Origin of the sequence: Sphingomonas cannabina, assembly GCF_021391395.1 — a bacterium.
Classification (GTDB): Bacteria; Pseudomonadota; Alphaproteobacteria; order Sphingomonadales; family Sphingomonadaceae; genus Sphingomonas; species Sphingomonas cannabina.
On record NZ_CP090059.1, the window covers coordinates 3,565,325 to 3,577,947 of the forward strand.

15 protein-coding genes and 1 pseudogene are annotated in these 12,623 nt (G+C 69.1%); 5 read left to right on the forward strand and 11 right to left on the reverse strand.

Annotated features, from left to right (window positions below; translation table 11 throughout):
* Nucleotides 1–42: 42 nt before the first annotated feature.
* Genes LZK98_RS16810 through coaD form a run of 3 tightly spaced genes read left to right on the forward strand, consistent with a single transcriptional unit; the run spans nucleotide 43 to nucleotide 1,706 of the window.
* On the forward strand, nucleotides 43–288 hold the full coding sequence (locus tag LZK98_RS16810) for an exodeoxyribonuclease VII small subunit (protein ID WP_233783668.1): 246 nt from the start codon (nucleotides 43–45) through the stop codon (nucleotides 286–288).
* Nucleotides 289–296: 8 nt separating this feature from the next.
* Complete coding sequence (locus LZK98_RS16815) at nucleotides 297–1,196, forward strand: polyprenyl synthetase family protein (protein ID WP_233783669.1); 900 nt, start codon at nucleotides 297–299, stop codon at nucleotides 1,194–1,196.
* Entirely contained in the window at nucleotides 1,197–1,706 is a 510-nt protein-coding gene (coaD, locus tag LZK98_RS16820) for a pantetheine-phosphate adenylyltransferase (protein WP_233783670.1), read from the forward strand.
* A 158-nt stretch (nucleotides 1,707–1,864) separates the two neighbouring features.
* On the opposite strand, the gene LZK98_RS16825 is transcribed toward coaD, so the two are convergent.
* The 8 genes from LZK98_RS16825 to LZK98_RS16860 all read right to left on the reverse strand — a co-directional run bounded on the left by LZK98_RS16825 (nucleotide 1,865) and on the right by LZK98_RS16860 (nucleotide 7,916).
* Nucleotides 1,865–3,208 carry a PQQ-binding-like beta-propeller repeat protein gene (locus tag LZK98_RS16825; protein ID WP_233783671.1) on the reverse strand — a complete coding sequence of 448 codons (1,344 nt, stop codon included), beginning with the start codon at nucleotides 3,206–3,208 and terminating at the stop codon, nucleotides 1,865–1,867.
* Complete coding sequence (locus LZK98_RS16830) at nucleotides 3,205–3,906, reverse strand: tetratricopeptide repeat protein (RefSeq protein ID WP_233783672.1); 702 nt, start codon at nucleotides 3,904–3,906, stop codon at nucleotides 3,205–3,207. The genes LZK98_RS16825 and LZK98_RS16830 overlap by 4 nt, the downstream gene beginning before the upstream one ends.
* Before the next feature lie 67 nt (nucleotides 3,907–3,973).
* On the reverse strand, nucleotides 3,974–4,834 hold the full coding sequence (panB, locus tag LZK98_RS16835; RefSeq protein WP_233783673.1) for a 3-methyl-2-oxobutanoate hydroxymethyltransferase: 861 nt from the start codon (nucleotides 4,832–4,834) through the stop codon (nucleotides 3,974–3,976).
* Between the two features lie 64 nt (nucleotides 4,835–4,898).
* Complete coding sequence (locus LZK98_RS16840; protein ID WP_233783674.1) at nucleotides 4,899–5,345, reverse strand: hypothetical protein; 447 nt, start codon at nucleotides 5,343–5,345, stop codon at nucleotides 4,899–4,901.
* Nucleotides 5,346–5,398: 53 nt separating this feature from the next.
* Nucleotides 5,399–5,746 (reverse strand): ArsC family reductase, encoded by a 348-nt coding sequence (locus tag LZK98_RS16845; protein WP_233783675.1) that lies wholly within the window; start codon nucleotides 5,744–5,746, stop codon nucleotides 5,399–5,401.
* Between the two features lie 569 nt (nucleotides 5,747–6,315).
* The gene (locus LZK98_RS16850; protein WP_233783676.1) at nucleotides 6,316–6,747 is read right to left on the reverse strand and encodes a GNAT family acetyltransferase; all 432 of its coding nucleotides are present in this window, start codon (nucleotides 6,745–6,747) and stop codon (nucleotides 6,316–6,318) included.
* Nucleotides 6,744–7,652 (reverse strand): phosphoenolpyruvate carboxykinase (ATP), encoded by a 909-nt coding sequence (locus tag LZK98_RS16855; RefSeq protein ID WP_233783677.1) that lies wholly within the window; start codon nucleotides 7,650–7,652, stop codon nucleotides 6,744–6,746. The genes LZK98_RS16850 and LZK98_RS16855 overlap by 4 nt, the downstream gene beginning before the upstream one ends.
* A gap of 3 nt (nucleotides 7,653–7,655) precedes the next feature.
* The gene (locus tag LZK98_RS16860) at nucleotides 7,656–7,916 is read right to left on the reverse strand and encodes a CBU_0592 family membrane protein (RefSeq protein WP_233783678.1); all 261 of its coding nucleotides are present in this window, start codon (nucleotides 7,914–7,916) and stop codon (nucleotides 7,656–7,658) included.
* 78 nt (nucleotides 7,917–7,994) lie between these two features.
* On the opposite strand from LZK98_RS16860, the gene LZK98_RS16865 reads away from it, so the two are divergent.
* Nucleotides 7,995–9,602 (forward strand): alpha-amylase family glycosyl hydrolase, encoded by a 1,608-nt coding sequence (locus tag LZK98_RS16865; protein ID WP_233783679.1) that lies wholly within the window; start codon nucleotides 7,995–7,997, stop codon nucleotides 9,600–9,602.
* Nucleotides 9,603–9,612: 10 nt separating this feature from the next.
* Nucleotides 9,613–10,659 carry a glycosyltransferase family 4 protein gene (locus tag LZK98_RS16870; protein ID WP_233783680.1) on the forward strand — a complete coding sequence of 349 codons (1,047 nt, stop codon included), beginning with the start codon at nucleotides 9,613–9,615 and terminating at the stop codon, nucleotides 10,657–10,659.
* Here LZK98_RS16870 and LZK98_RS16875 read toward each other — a convergent pair.
* The 3 genes and pseudogenes from LZK98_RS16875 to LZK98_RS16885 all read right to left on the reverse strand — a co-directional run bounded on the left by LZK98_RS16875 (nucleotide 10,633) and on the right by LZK98_RS16885 (nucleotide 12,623).
* Complete coding sequence (locus LZK98_RS16875; protein WP_233783681.1) at nucleotides 10,633–11,895, reverse strand: RNA polymerase sigma factor; 1,263 nt, start codon at nucleotides 11,893–11,895, stop codon at nucleotides 10,633–10,635. The two genes, LZK98_RS16870 and LZK98_RS16875, sit on opposite strands and share 27 nt — an antisense overlap.
* Nucleotides 11,896–12,021: 126 nt before the next feature.
* Nucleotides 12,022–12,384, reverse strand: a pseudogene (locus tag LZK98_RS16880) (YciI family protein); the annotation flags it as partial.
* Nucleotides 12,375–12,623: a hypothetical protein gene (locus LZK98_RS16885; protein WP_233783683.1), complete on the reverse strand. Its 249-nt coding sequence runs from the start codon at nucleotides 12,621–12,623 to the stop codon at nucleotides 12,375–12,377. The pseudogene LZK98_RS16880 and the gene LZK98_RS16885, both read right to left, overlap by 10 nt.

Sequence of the window (12,623 nt, forward strand, 5' to 3'; positions counted from 1 at the left end):
GAGTTGTTGCAATCCCCCCCGCCCCTGCCGCATAGCGGCGCCATGACAGAGGACAGTGCGGTCGAGGCGCTTTCGTTCGAGGAGGCGCTCAAGGAGCTGGAGGCGATCGTCGCCCGGCTGGAGAGCGGCGACGCCGCGCTCGACGAGGCGATCGCGCTCTACGAACGGGGGGACAAGCTGCGCCGGCAATGCGCCGCACGGCTCGATGCGGCGCAGGCGCGGATCGAGGCGGTAAGGCTCGATGCGAACGGGCAGCCCGCCGGCACCACCCCGTTCAACGCCGGGTGAGGACGGCGGTGGCGCAGGCGTCGCTGGCGCTCGGCGCCGCGCTGCGCGAGGCGGCGGCGGAAGTCGACCGCCAGCTCGACCTGCTGCTCGCCGTCCCCGACGATCCGCGCGCGGACCTCTACCGCGCCATGCGCCACGTCGCGATCGGCGGCGGCAAGCGGCTGCGCCCCTTCCTGACCATGTCGACCGCGGGCATGTTCGGCGTCGACCGCGACTGCGCCGCGCGCGCCGCCACCGCGATCGAGTGCATCCACGTCTACAGCCTGGTCCACGACGACCTGCCGGCGATGGACGACGACGACATGCGCCGCGGCAAGCCGACCGTCCACCGCGCCTTCGACGAGGCGACCGCGATCCTGGCCGGCGACAGCCTCCACGCGCTCGCCTTCGAGGTCGCCGCGCATGAGGCGACCCATCCCGACCCCTTCGTCCGTATCGAGCTGGTCGGCGAGATCGCCCGCGCCGCCGGCCCGGCGGGCATGGCCGGCGGCCAGATGATGGACCTCGAGGCGGAGAAGGCGAGCTTCGACCTCGCCACCGTCACCCGGCTCCAGGCGCTCAAGACCGGCGCGCTGATCGGCTGCTCGGTCGAGGCGGGCGCGATCCTCGGCCGCGTGCCGCCCGAGGCGCGCACGGGGCTGCGCGGCTATGCCCGCGACATCGGCCTCGCCTTCCAGATCGCCGACGACATTCTCGACGTCGAGGGCAGCGAGGATGCCACCGGCAAGCGGCTGCGCAAGGATGAGGCGGCCGGCAAGGAGACCTTCGTCACCCTGCTCGGCCTCGACCGCGCGCGGGCCCAGGCGGCGCTGCTGGTCGAGCAGGCGGTGGAGCATCTGCGCAGCTACGGACCCGAGGCCGACCTACTGCGCGACGTCGCGCGCTATGTTCTGGAGAGAGACCGCTAAATGACCCGAATCGGCGTCTACCCCGGCACCTTCGACCCGATCACGCTGGGCCATATGGACATCATCCGCCGCGGCGCGAAGCTGGTCGACCGGTTGGTGATCGGCGTCACCACCAACCCGTCGAAGTCGCCGATGTTCTCGGTCGAGGAGCGGATGGCGATGGTGCAGCGCGAGGTGGCGGCGATCGGCAACGGCGAGATCCATGTCGTCGGCTTCGATTCGCTGCTGATGGACTTCGCCGAGCGCGAGGGCGCGAGCGTCATCGTGCGCGGCCTGCGCGCCGTCGCCGACTTCGAGTACGAATATCAGATGGCGGGCATGAACCAGCAGCTCAACAGCCGCGTCGAGACGGTGTTCCTGATGGCCGACGTCTCGCTGCAGCCGATCGCGAGCCGGCTGGTCAAGGAGATCGCCATCTACGGCGGCGACATCGCCAAGTTCGTGACGCCCGCGGTGAAGGCGGAAGTCGATGCGCGGGTTGCCCAGTTGGGGCGCAAGGGCGCTCACTGACCGGCTTAGCGGCGGCCTCGACCGTCACCCCGGACTTGTGCCGGGGCCCACGATGCAGTCGAGGACTGGTTTCGAGAATATTGCCGGAATCTCGACGCTATTCCTCGCGGAAACGTGGATGCCGGAACAAGTCCGGCATGACGACGGAGGGTCGAGACCTAGCGATACGCCGTCAGCCCGCCCTTGTCGTTCAGCGAATAGAGCGTCGAATTCGCCACCATCAGCGGCAGGCCGAAGCGGCCCTTGGTCTCGAGCGTGTAGCCGACAGTGCCGTCGGTGGGCGACGCCGAGACGATCTGGCCTTGCGAATTCGCCAGCCACAGCTTGCCGCCGGCAAGCACCGGGCCGATCCACGCGATCGGGTCCTTCTGCTTCTTCTCCTTGCGGTATTTGCGCAGCTGGCTGATCCAGCGGATCTTGCCGCTGGCGCGCGCGAGGCAGATCAGGCGGGCATCGTCGGTGACGACGAAGATCCACTCGCCCGCGACCCATGGCGTCGAGATGCCGGCGAGGTTCTGTTCCCACAGGCGCTGGCCGGTCACCAGTTCCAGCGCCACCATGCGGCCGCCCTGGCCGACGGCATAGGCGCGGCCCTGGTCGATCACCGGCTCGGCGTCGATGTCGGACAGGCTCGATACCGAGGTCGAGATGCTGCTGCGCGACAGCGTATCGGCCCAGACACTGCTGCCGTTCTCATAACGGTATGCGTTGAGCTCGCCCGAGGAGAAGCCGGCGACGACGGTGCCCTGCGCCGCGGCGGGGGCGGCGACGCCGAACACGCCCTGCGATTCGAGGCTGCCCGCCTGCGTCCACACCACGCTGCCGTCGGCCTGGTTGAGCGCGAACAGCTGGTTGTCCTGGCTCAGCACATAGATGTTGCCGTTGGCGAGCGTCGGCGCGCCGCGCAGCGGACCGCCGGGCTTGGCGCGCCAGAGCACCGCGCCGTTGCTGGCATCGAGCGCCACCACGTCGCCGAGCCCGTTGGTCGCGAACACCTTGCCGCCCTCGGCGCTGGCGCCGCCGCCGAAGCGGGCGCGGGCATTCTTCTTGGCTTCCTTCTTGTCCTTGCCGGCGGCCGCAGTCTCGACCGTCCACAGCTTCGCGCCGGTATTGGCGTCGAAGGCATGGACTGCGCCCTCCGTGTCCATCACGAACAGCTTACCGCCGTCGACGGTCGGCGCGGCCGCCAGACGGACGCGGGTGTCGCCGCCCGGAATCTGCGCGCGCCAGATCTGACGCGGCGCATCGGCGAGCGCGAGATGGCCCATCGACTTGGCGGCGTTCCCGCCCGGCTGGTTCCAGCTCTCGTTGGCGGCCGGCGGCGGCAGCACCACCTCGATCGCGGCGATCGACTTGTCGGGCGAGATCGAATTCTCGCTCATCAGGATCGGCACGCGTTCGCCGAGCACCGGCGTCTTCTTCTTGCCGCCCTTGAAGACGCCGCAGCCGCTCAGGCCCGCAACCAACGCGAGCGCGGTGCACGCGGTGACAAACTTCCTCATTGAGCCTTCTTTTCCTCAGGTTGCGCGACCGCGTCGACCCCCAGTACGCCGGCCATCTGAACCGCGCGTTGACGAACCGACGCCGGCACCGTCTCATCCTTGGCGATGTCGCCGAACAGGCGGCCGGCCAGGTCCTTGCGGCCCGTGCGCAGATAGGCGACCGCGGTCATCTCCGCCGCGCTCGCGAAATAGGGGTTTCCCTTGACGGCAAAGGGGCGCAGGCGGTCGATCACCACCTGCGGCTGGAGCGAATCATATTCGGCCAGCGTCTGGCGGATGAGCGCGAGGTTGCGCAGCGGCTCGGCGGCCGAGCCGTCGTTCGCGACCTCGGCGAACCTGGCCGCGGCGGCCTTGAGGTCGTTCTTCTGGAGCGCGAGGTCCGCGAGCGTGAACTTGGAGAGCGCGGCATAGCCCGGCGTCCCCTCCTTCGCGAGCTGCTCGAGCATCGGGCGCGCAGCCTCGGTCCGCCGGTTGCCGAGCTCGTCGAGCGCCTTGTTGAAGGTGATGCTCTGCTCGCCGGCCTTGGCCTCGCGGTGCGACTGCCAATAGAGCCAGCCGCCGAACGCGGCGAGCGCCAGCACGACCACGGCGACGATGGCGATGCCCCAGCGGCGCCACAGCGCGACCGCCTGATCGCGGCGCAGCTCATCGTCGACCTCGCGGAAGAATGCTTCGTTGGATTGCGGGCTCAGCGCCACGGACAGGCTACTCCAGGGGGATGATCGGCGGCGGACCTTAGCCGCGTGCTGGCCGAAGGGAAAGCGTTCAGGGTTTCGGCGCGTATACCTGTTCGGGACCGGGGAATTCGCGCGCCCGCACCTCGCCCGCATAGGTCTCGACCGCGGCGGAAATGCGGCCGGCGAAATCCTCGTAGCGCTTCACGAAGCGGGCGGTGCGCTCGAACATGCCGAGCATGTCGTCGATCACCAGCACCTGGCCGTCGCATTCGGCCGAGGCGCCGATGCCGATCACCGGGCAGCCGACCGCGGCGACGATCTCCCTGGCCAGCGGCTCGACCACGCCCTCCACCACCATCGAGAAGGCGCCGGCCTCAGCGATCGCGCGGGCATCGTCGATGATCTGCGCGTGTTCCGCGTTGGAGCGCCCGCGCGCGCCATAGCCGCCGAGCGCGTTCACCGCCTGCGGCGTCAGGCCGACATGCCCCATCACCGGGATGCCGCGCCGGGTGAGGAAGGCGACGGTCTCGGCCATCGTCTCGCCGCCCTCCAGCTTCACGCCGGCCGCCCCGGTCTCGGCGAGCACGCGGGAGGCGGTGGCGAAGGCCTGCTCGGGCGAGCCCTCGTAGCTGCCGAACGGCAGGTCGATGATCACCACGGCGTGATAGCTGCCGCGCACCACCGCGGCGCCGTGCGCGCACATCATCTCCACCGTCACCGGCAGGGTCGAGGGCAGGCCATAGATCACCTGCCCCAGGCTGTCGCCGACCAGCAGCATGTCGCAGTGCGAATCGAGCAGCTGCGCCATCCGTGCGGTATAGGCGGTAAGCATCACCAGCGGCTCCTTCCCCTTGCGCGCGGTGATCGCGGGCACGGTGAGCCGCTTCATCGGCGCCGGCGTGGGGTGCGCGCGGCTGGTCGAGGTGTCGAGGGTGAAGGTGGTCGACATGGGGCTCAGCCCTACGGCCTGCCCTCCCTACTGGCAATGGTTGGAGCCGTAGGCCGCCCCCGCCTCAGGAAATCCAGCCGCGCCGCCGTGCGAGGCCGGCGAACCAGATCTCGACCAGCGCGATGACGAAGATCAGGATCGGGAACGGCAGCACCGCCGCCGCGCCCTTGTGCGCGATGAGGTCGGTGGTGAGGAAGGCATAGCCGAACTGCACGACGATCGCGACCGCCGAGACGATGAACAACAGCCGCGCCGCCGCCGAGCGCGCGAGCAGCGCCAGCGCGCCGAGCAGCGCCGTGCCGACCGCGATCGCGTAGATGTAATTGTACCAGGCCGGCAGCGAGGCATAGAGCGCGCGGTTGTATTCGGCGTTGGCGGGATCACCCCAGGCGTCGGCGCCGATCCTGAATTGCTGGTAGCAGGCCCAGCACCCCATCGCTCCCCACAGCAGGAACAGTATCGCGACGATCCAGAACCACGCCGGAGGCCGCTGCTTGAGATAGGTCGCCATCCGTCATCCCCTCTTTGTCCGGTCGCAAGAGTACCGGATCGGGGGCGGTTCCGCTAGGGAAAGACGGCCCCGTAACGATCAGGATCGAAGCCGACCAGCAACGGCCCCGCCCCTTCGATCACCGGGCGCTTGATGAGCGAGGGATGCTCGGCCATCAGTGCGAGCGCCTTGGCCTCGTCGACATTCTCGCGGTCGGCGTCGGGCAGCTTGCGGAAGGTGGTGCCGGCGCGGTTGAGCAGCTTCTCCCAGCCGACCTCCTTCGCCCAGGCGGCGAGCTTCTCGGCCGGCGCGCCGTCGGTCTTGTAGTTGTGGAAACCATAGGTCACGCCGGCGGCATCGAGCCATTTGCGCGCCTTCTTGACGGTATCGCAGTTGGGGATGCCGTACATGGTTAACGTCATCGAAATTCCCTTATCGACATGTTTGTGGGTCCGATCGGACGTAGATTAGTTCGGCGCCATCATGGGCAACGATGCGGAAGCGTCCGCCAAAATCACCTGGGTGGCGCATTTCGCCGGGTCGGTCCGACGACAACGTAAGCAACGGCCAAAAATACCCGATGCCGCGCTCCGACCGGAAGATATAGCGACCATCAGGAAGCGGAATAAGGTTCAAGGCAGGCCGAACCTCAAGCCGATACCCTTCCTTGGCCGGTTCGGCGACAAAACTAAACGCGCGTTGCTCCGGCTCGCCAATTCGTATCCTGTCTGCGTCAATCCGGAGCCAAGGGGCACCCGTGGCCTGGTAACATCCCAGCACAGCCGCTCGCGCAATCGGCTCTGGCCGCAAAAACAAGAACCCCATCAACAGCAATAGGATAAGAGGACCAAGCAAGAGGCTCCAGCCGATCAGCCTGGCTCGCATCGGCACATTGTCGAAAAATGCGGCGGCTCTCATCGTTTCACACGGCGAGATTAGTCTACAACCCTACGGTATCGCCCGCAGTTGGGGATGCCGTAGATCGTAACGGTCATGCGTCAGTCTCCAACGAAGCGGGCGCCAGGAAGCGACCAAGCGTCACCACCGGCTGCGGTTCGAGCCCCAGCGCCGCGTAGAAGGCGAGTGCCGCGTCGTTGCCTTCGCGGACCATCAGCTGGACCTTGGGCGCGCCGCGCTCGCGCAGCCATGCCTCCGCCGCCGCCATCAGCATGCGGCCGAGGCCGGCGCGGCGCGCGTCGGGCGCGACGGCGAGGTAATAGACCCAGCCGCGATGGCCGTCGAAGCCGGTCATCACGCTGCCGGCGATGCGCCCGTCGCGCTCGGCGACCAGCACGGTCGAGGCAGGGCCGTCCGCTGCCAGCACGAAATCACGGTCAGGATCGTTCCACGGGCGCGTCAGCCCGCATTCGCGCCACAGCGCGACCACGGCCGCCTGGTCCTCCGCCTTCGCCGTACGGATCATGCCGCGCCCGCCGCGTGGCGCTCGAGCATCGCCGCCTCGCGCTCGAACACGTCGAAGCCCCAGGCGCGGGTGGCGGCGAACACCTCGACGTGGCGGAGCAGCATCGCGCATTGCCGGAAATGCGCCGCGGTCGCGCCGAGCGTCGGGAGGTAGAGGCCGCGGTAGCTGTTCTCCATCACCGCCGCCATCGCCTCGCTGCCACGCAGGGGCAGGATGCGGCCCTCCCCGTCCTCGGCGCGCGCCAGGGTATAGAGGCGGCGGAGGGGGACCGGCCGCGCATCGGCGGTCCGTCCGATCGGCACATGGAATTTCTCCAGCCCCTCGACGGCGCGGTCGAGCGCGGCGGGATCGTGGCCGAAGGCGTGGGCCGCGTCCTCCCACAGCTTGAGCCGCGGCAGGCCCGGCCAGGCGAGCGGCACGCCGGCATCGTCGAAGCCGACCACGCAGACGTCGTCGCACAGCACGGGATAGCCGGCACGCTGGAAATGCGCGGCGAGCGTCGACTTGCCCGCGCCCGACTGGCCGGTGAAGGCCACCGCGCCGCCCTCGACCACGATCGCGTTGGCGTGGAGCGGCAGCAGCCCGCGCTGGTAGACGAGGATGCCGAGCGCCGATCCCAGCAGGAACAGCCGCACGTTGCGCTCCGCCGCGCCCGGCAGCGGGTCGACGACGATCTCCCGCCCCTCGCGGATCAGGTAGCGCGCATTGCCGGTGACGGTGAGCAGCGCCTCGCCGTTCGCGGCCTGGAGTCCATGGACCGCCGGCGGCGCCCCCGTGAGCAGCTCGGGCAGCTTGTCCAGCCTGATCTCCACGATCGGCCGCGCGTCGTCGGGGTCGTCGGCGGGCGTGAGCTCGCCAAGCGGAATCTCGGAGCGGAGGCGGAAATCGAAGCAGGAGAAGAACACGCCTCAGGCCATCCCCTGCCGGATGCGCCACAGCGTGAACAGCCCGATCCCCATCCAGATCACGTTGAGCGTCGCCGAGGGGATCGCCCCGTTCCAGCCGCTGTTGAGCACGAAGGCGGCCGCCCCGGCGACGTTCAGCCACTGATAGACCCGCGACTGGCCGGTGAGCCGCCCCGCCGACAGCAGCAGATAGGCGATCAGGATCAGCGCGGCGCCGGTCCAGCCGACGATCTCGATCGCGATGCGCTCGGGGCTCAGTCCCATGGGCCTCCTATCGCCCAGCCGCCCCGCCTCGGCAAGCGAGCGGCCGGAAGGAGGAACCAAAACGGGCCTTCATCGATAATGGAAGCAGCGGGAGGTATCGACGTGACGAAGCGATGGTGGGAGGCCGGGTGCGTCTATCAGGTCTATCCGCGCTCGTTCCAGGACAGCAACGGCGACGGCGTCGGCGACCTCGTCGGCATCCGCCAGCGGCTCGACCATATCGCCGACCTCGGCGTCGACGCGATCTGGCTGTCGCCGATGTTTCCCTCGCCGATGGCCGATTTCGGCTATGACGTCGCCGATTACTGCGGCGTCGACCCGCTGTTCGGGACGATCGAGGATTTCGACGCGCTCCTCGCCGCCGCGCACGAGCGCGGGCTCAGGCTGCTGCTCGACTTCGTGCCCAACCACAGCTCCGACCGGCACCCCTGGTTCGTCGAGAGCCGCTCGTCGCACGCCTCGCCCAAGCGCGACTGGTACATCTGGCGCGATCCCGCCCCCGACGGCGGGCCGCCCAACAACTGGACGAGCGATTTCGGCGGTTCGGCCTGGGAGTACGACCCGGCGACCGGCCAATATTACTACCACGCGTTCCTGAAGGAGCAGGCCGACCTCAACTGGCGTAACCCGGAGCTGCGCCGGGCGATGTTCGACGCGATGCGTTTCTGGCTCGACCGCGGCGTCGACGGCTTCCGCATCGACGTGCTGTGGCACATCGTCAAGGCCGAGGGCTTTCCCGACAATCCGGTCAACCCGGACTATCACCCGTCGATGGGCGAGAAGTTCATGGTGCTCCAGCTCAACTCGACCGACCAGCCGGAGGTGCACGACCTGATCGCCGAGATGCGCGCGCTCGCCGACAGCTATGGCGGCGGCGACGAGCGGGTGCTGGTCGGCGAGGTCTGCCTGCCGCTGTCGAAGCTCGTCACCTATTACGGCGCGCAGGCGAAGGGCGTGCACCTGCCCTTCAACTTCGAGCTGATCGAGGCGCCGTGGCACGCACGCGGCATCGCGAGCTTCATCGATGCCTATGAGGCCGCGCTGCCGCCCGGCGCCTGGCCCAATTGGGTGCTGGGGAGCCACGACGCGCGCCGCGTCGCCGCGCGGCTGGGCGAAGCGCAGGCGCGGGTCGCGGCGATGCTGCTGCTCACGCTGCGCGGCACGCCGACGCTCTACCAGGGGGACGAGATCGGGATCGGCGAGGTGGTGCTCCGCCCCGACCAAGTGCGCGATCCCAGGGAGCTGCGCGAGCCCGGCCTAGGCCTCGGCCGCGATCCCGCACGGACGCCGATGGCGTGGGACGGCTCGCCCAACGCCGGCTTCACCACCGGCACGCCCTGGCTGCCTCTCCATCCCGACTGGCCGACCCGCAATGTCGCGGCGCAGCGGGAGGACCCGGCATCGATGCTCAGCCTCTACCGGCGCCTGCTCCGCCTCAGGCGCGGCCACCCGGCGCTGTCGATCGGCAGCTACGCCTCCGTCGAGGCCGAGGGCGACGTGCTCGCCTATCTGCGGCGTGGCGGCGGGGAGGAGTTCCTGGTCGTATTGAACCTCGGCGGCGAACCGCAGGCGATGCCGGAGATCGCACGGGACTACGCGCCGCTCCTCTCGACCATTCACGGCGACCTGCCCGCGGACCGCACGCGGCTGCGGCCGAACGAAGCCATTCTATCGATCCGACGCTAGGAGGTGATGCTTGCGCGTTGCGATGCTGAGCTCGATTTCATGGCGCACCCCGCCCCGCGCCTATGGCCCCTGGGAGCTGGCGACCAGCCTGCTCACCGAGGCGCTGGTCGCGCGCGGGGTCGACGTCACGCTGTTCGCGACCGCCGATTCACTCACTGCCGGCCGGCTCGAGGCGGTCGTGCCGCGCGGCTATTCGGAGGACCCGACACTCGACGCCAAGGTGCAGGAAATCCTGCACATCGCGCATCTGTTCGAGCGCGCGGGCGAGTTCGACCTCATCCACAATCAGGCCGATTTCATGCCGCTCGCCTTCTCGCGGCTGGTCGCGACGCCGATGGTGACGACGATCCACGGCTTCTCGTCGGAACGGATCGTGCCGGTCTACCGGCGCTATGACGACCGCGTCGCCTATGTCGCGATCAGCGAGGCCGACCGACACCCGGACCTCAGCTATGCCGCGACCATCCACCACGGCATCCGGATCGAGGATTTCCCCTTCGATCCGGTGGGCGGTCCCGATCTCGTCTTCTTCGGCCGCATCCACCCCGACAAGGGCGCCGGCGAAGCGATCCGCGCCGCGCTCGCCTCGGGGCACAAGCTGAGGATGGCGGGCATCGTGCAGGACCAGAGCTATCACGAGCGCGAGGTCGCCCCATTCGTCGACGGCGATCGCGTGATCCATCTCGGCGTCGTCGGGGGCGCCGATCGCGCGCGGACGCTGGGAGGGGCGAAGGCGCTGCTCCACCTCATCGGCTTCGAGGAGCCGTTCGGCCTGTCGGTCGTCGAGGCGCTCGCCTGCGGCACGCCGGTGATCGCCTATCCGCGGGGATCGATGCCGGAGCTGATCGAGGACGGGGTGACCGGCTTCCTCGTCCGCGATCTCGACGAGGCCGTCGCGGCGATCGGGCGGATCGGCGAGATCGACCGCACTGCCTGCCGCCGGGCGGCGGAGGAGCGCTTCTCGGTCGACCGGATGGCGGATGAGTATCTGGCGCTGTATTGGCGGATCCTCGCTGGGTCAGGCGGCGCCTCAGTCGCAGGCCTCCGCCCGTGCTAGCAGGAAGGTTCTTTCGCGCGCGTTGCGGGTCAGCGCCGCCGCAGCCTCGAATTCGGAACGCGCCTCGGCCAATCGGCCGGCCCGGAACAGGAAGTCGCCTCTCGCCGCCGGCAACGGCGCATAGTGGCGGAGAGCGGCGGCGTCGGCGATCTCGTCCACCAGCCGGAGGCCCGCTTCGGGCCCGAACGCCATGCTGTGGGCGATCGCACGGTTGAGATCGACTACGGGCGAGGGCGCCACGACGCGCAGCCGGTCATAGAGCGTGGCGATGCGCGGCCAGTCGGTATCTTCGGCCCGGCGCGCGCGGGCGTGGCAGGCGGCGAGCGCGGCCTGCAGCACATAGGGGCCGCAATCCTCGGCGCCGGCCAGCGCTTCGGCCCGGGCCAGCGCGGCGAGGCCCCGCTCGATCAGCAAATGGTCCCAGCGCCCGCGATCCTGCTCGGTCAGCGGCACGAACGCGCCATCGGGACCGATGCGTGCCGGCAGGCGCGATGCCTGGATCTCCATCAGGGCCAGCAGGCCGAACACCTCGGCATCCTCGGGCATCAGCCCCGCCAGGATACGGCCCAGCCGCTGCGCCTCCTGGGCCAGGCCCGGCCGGACGAGGTCGTCGCCGGCGGTGGCAGCATAGCCTTCGTTGAAGATGAGATAGACGACTTCGAGCACCGAGGGCAGCCGCATCGTCCGTTCGGCGCCCTGCGGGACCTCGAAGCGCAATCCGGCCTTGGCGATCGCCTTCTTCGCGCGGACGATGCGCTGAGCGATGGTCGCCTCGCTCGACAGGAAGGCGCGGGCGATCTCGTCGGTCGTCAGGCCGCCGACCACCCGCAGGGTGAGCGCCGCGCGGGCGTCGGGCGACAGCATGGGGTGGCAGGCTGCGAAGATGAGGCCCAGCAGCTCGTCGCCGAGATCGTCGTCCATCGCCGCGATCGCCTGCGCCTCGTCGTCGTAGCTATCGTCCTGCTCCCGCGCGATCTCCTCGTGCTTGCGTGTCCGCATCTTGTCGCGGCGGATCGCGTCGATGGCGCGGCGCTTGGCCGCCGTCATCAGCCAGGCGCCGGGATTGGCCGGAACGCCCGTCCTCGGCCATTCGGCGAGCGCGACGATCAGCGCGTCCTGCGCCAGCTCCTCCGCACGGTCGATATCACGCACCAGCCGGGCCAGGCCCGCAATGAGCCTGGCCCGCTCGATACGGAAGGTCGCCTCGATCGTCTGGTGCGTCTCGCCCGCGGTCACGCCGCCTTTTCGGCCAGGACCGCGGGCGGGGCAAGCGGGTTCCCGCGAGCGGGATCAGGCGACGCCGAGCTTCCCGCGCTCGCCCTCACGGGGCGTCGCCAGCTTCTCGGGCGTCACGTACTCTGCCAGATCGGCCTCCTCGTAGAACGGCCGGATCTCGATCTCGCTCGGGCCCATCATGGGATTGGGGCAGCGCTTCGTCCAGGCCACGGCTTCATCCATGTCCCTGACCTCCCAGATCCAGAAGCCGGCGACCAGCTCGCGGGTCTCGGCGAACGGCCCGTCGATGACCGTGCGGCCCGGACCATCGAAGGCGACGCGCTTGCCCTCGGCGCTGGGCTTGAGCCCGGCCCCGGCCACTAAGACGCCGGCCTTGACCAGTTCCTCGTTGAACCGGCCCATCGCCTCGAACATCTCCAGCGTCTCGGGCGTGGGGGCCATGCCCTTTTCGCTGTCCTCGGTGGCTTTCACGAACACCATCACACGCATCGTCTGTCTCCTTGTTCTGAGCCGGCCCCTCTTGGCCTCTCATCGGGACGACGAACGAGCTTGTCAGGAATCGACAGCGTTCCGCAAATTTTTCTCAAGCCGCCGAAACCCGCGTCGAAGCGATCGCTCTTCCAGGAAAGCCCGCCGCAGGTTCGCGCCATTTCCTGCTTTACATGTCGTTGCAACCAGCACGCCACCGATCGTTCCCATATCGCCGTGCGGCGGTCGATCGCCTTCAT

Coding starts and splice junctions, on each gene's coding strand:
- LZK98_RS16840 (WP_233783674.1), bottom strand. CDS start 5,345: ATGGCGACCTATCTCAAGCAGCGGCCTCCGGCGTGGTTCTGGATCGTC.
- LZK98_RS16845 (WP_233783675.1), bottom strand. CDS start 5,746: ATGACGTTAACCATGTACGGCATCCCCAACTGCGATACCGTCAAGAAG.
- LZK98_RS16885 (WP_233783683.1), bottom strand. CDS start 12,623: ATGAAGGCGATCGACCGCCGCACGGCGATATGGGAACGATCGGTGGCG.
- LZK98_RS16825 (WP_233783671.1), bottom strand. CDS start 3,208: ATGAGGAAGTTTGTCACCGCGTGCACCGCGCTCGCGTTGGTTGCGGGC.
- LZK98_RS16865 (WP_233783679.1), top strand. CDS start 7,995: ATGGAAGCAGCGGGAGGTATCGACGTGACGAAGCGATGGTGGGAGGCC.
- LZK98_RS16810 (WP_233783668.1), top strand. CDS start 43: ATGACAGAGGACAGTGCGGTCGAGGCGCTTTCGTTCGAGGAGGCGCTC.
- coaD (WP_233783670.1), top strand. CDS start 1,197: ATGACCCGAATCGGCGTCTACCCCGGCACCTTCGACCCGATCACGCTG.
- LZK98_RS16850 (WP_233783676.1), bottom strand. CDS start 6,747: ATGATCCGTACGGCGAAGGCGGAGGACCAGGCGGCCGTGGTCGCGCTG.
- LZK98_RS16860 (WP_233783678.1), bottom strand. CDS start 7,916: ATGGGACTGAGCCCCGAGCGCATCGCGATCGAGATCGTCGGCTGGACC.
- panB (WP_233783673.1), bottom strand. CDS start 4,834: ATGTCGACCACCTTCACCCTCGACACCTCGACCAGCCGCGCGCACCCC.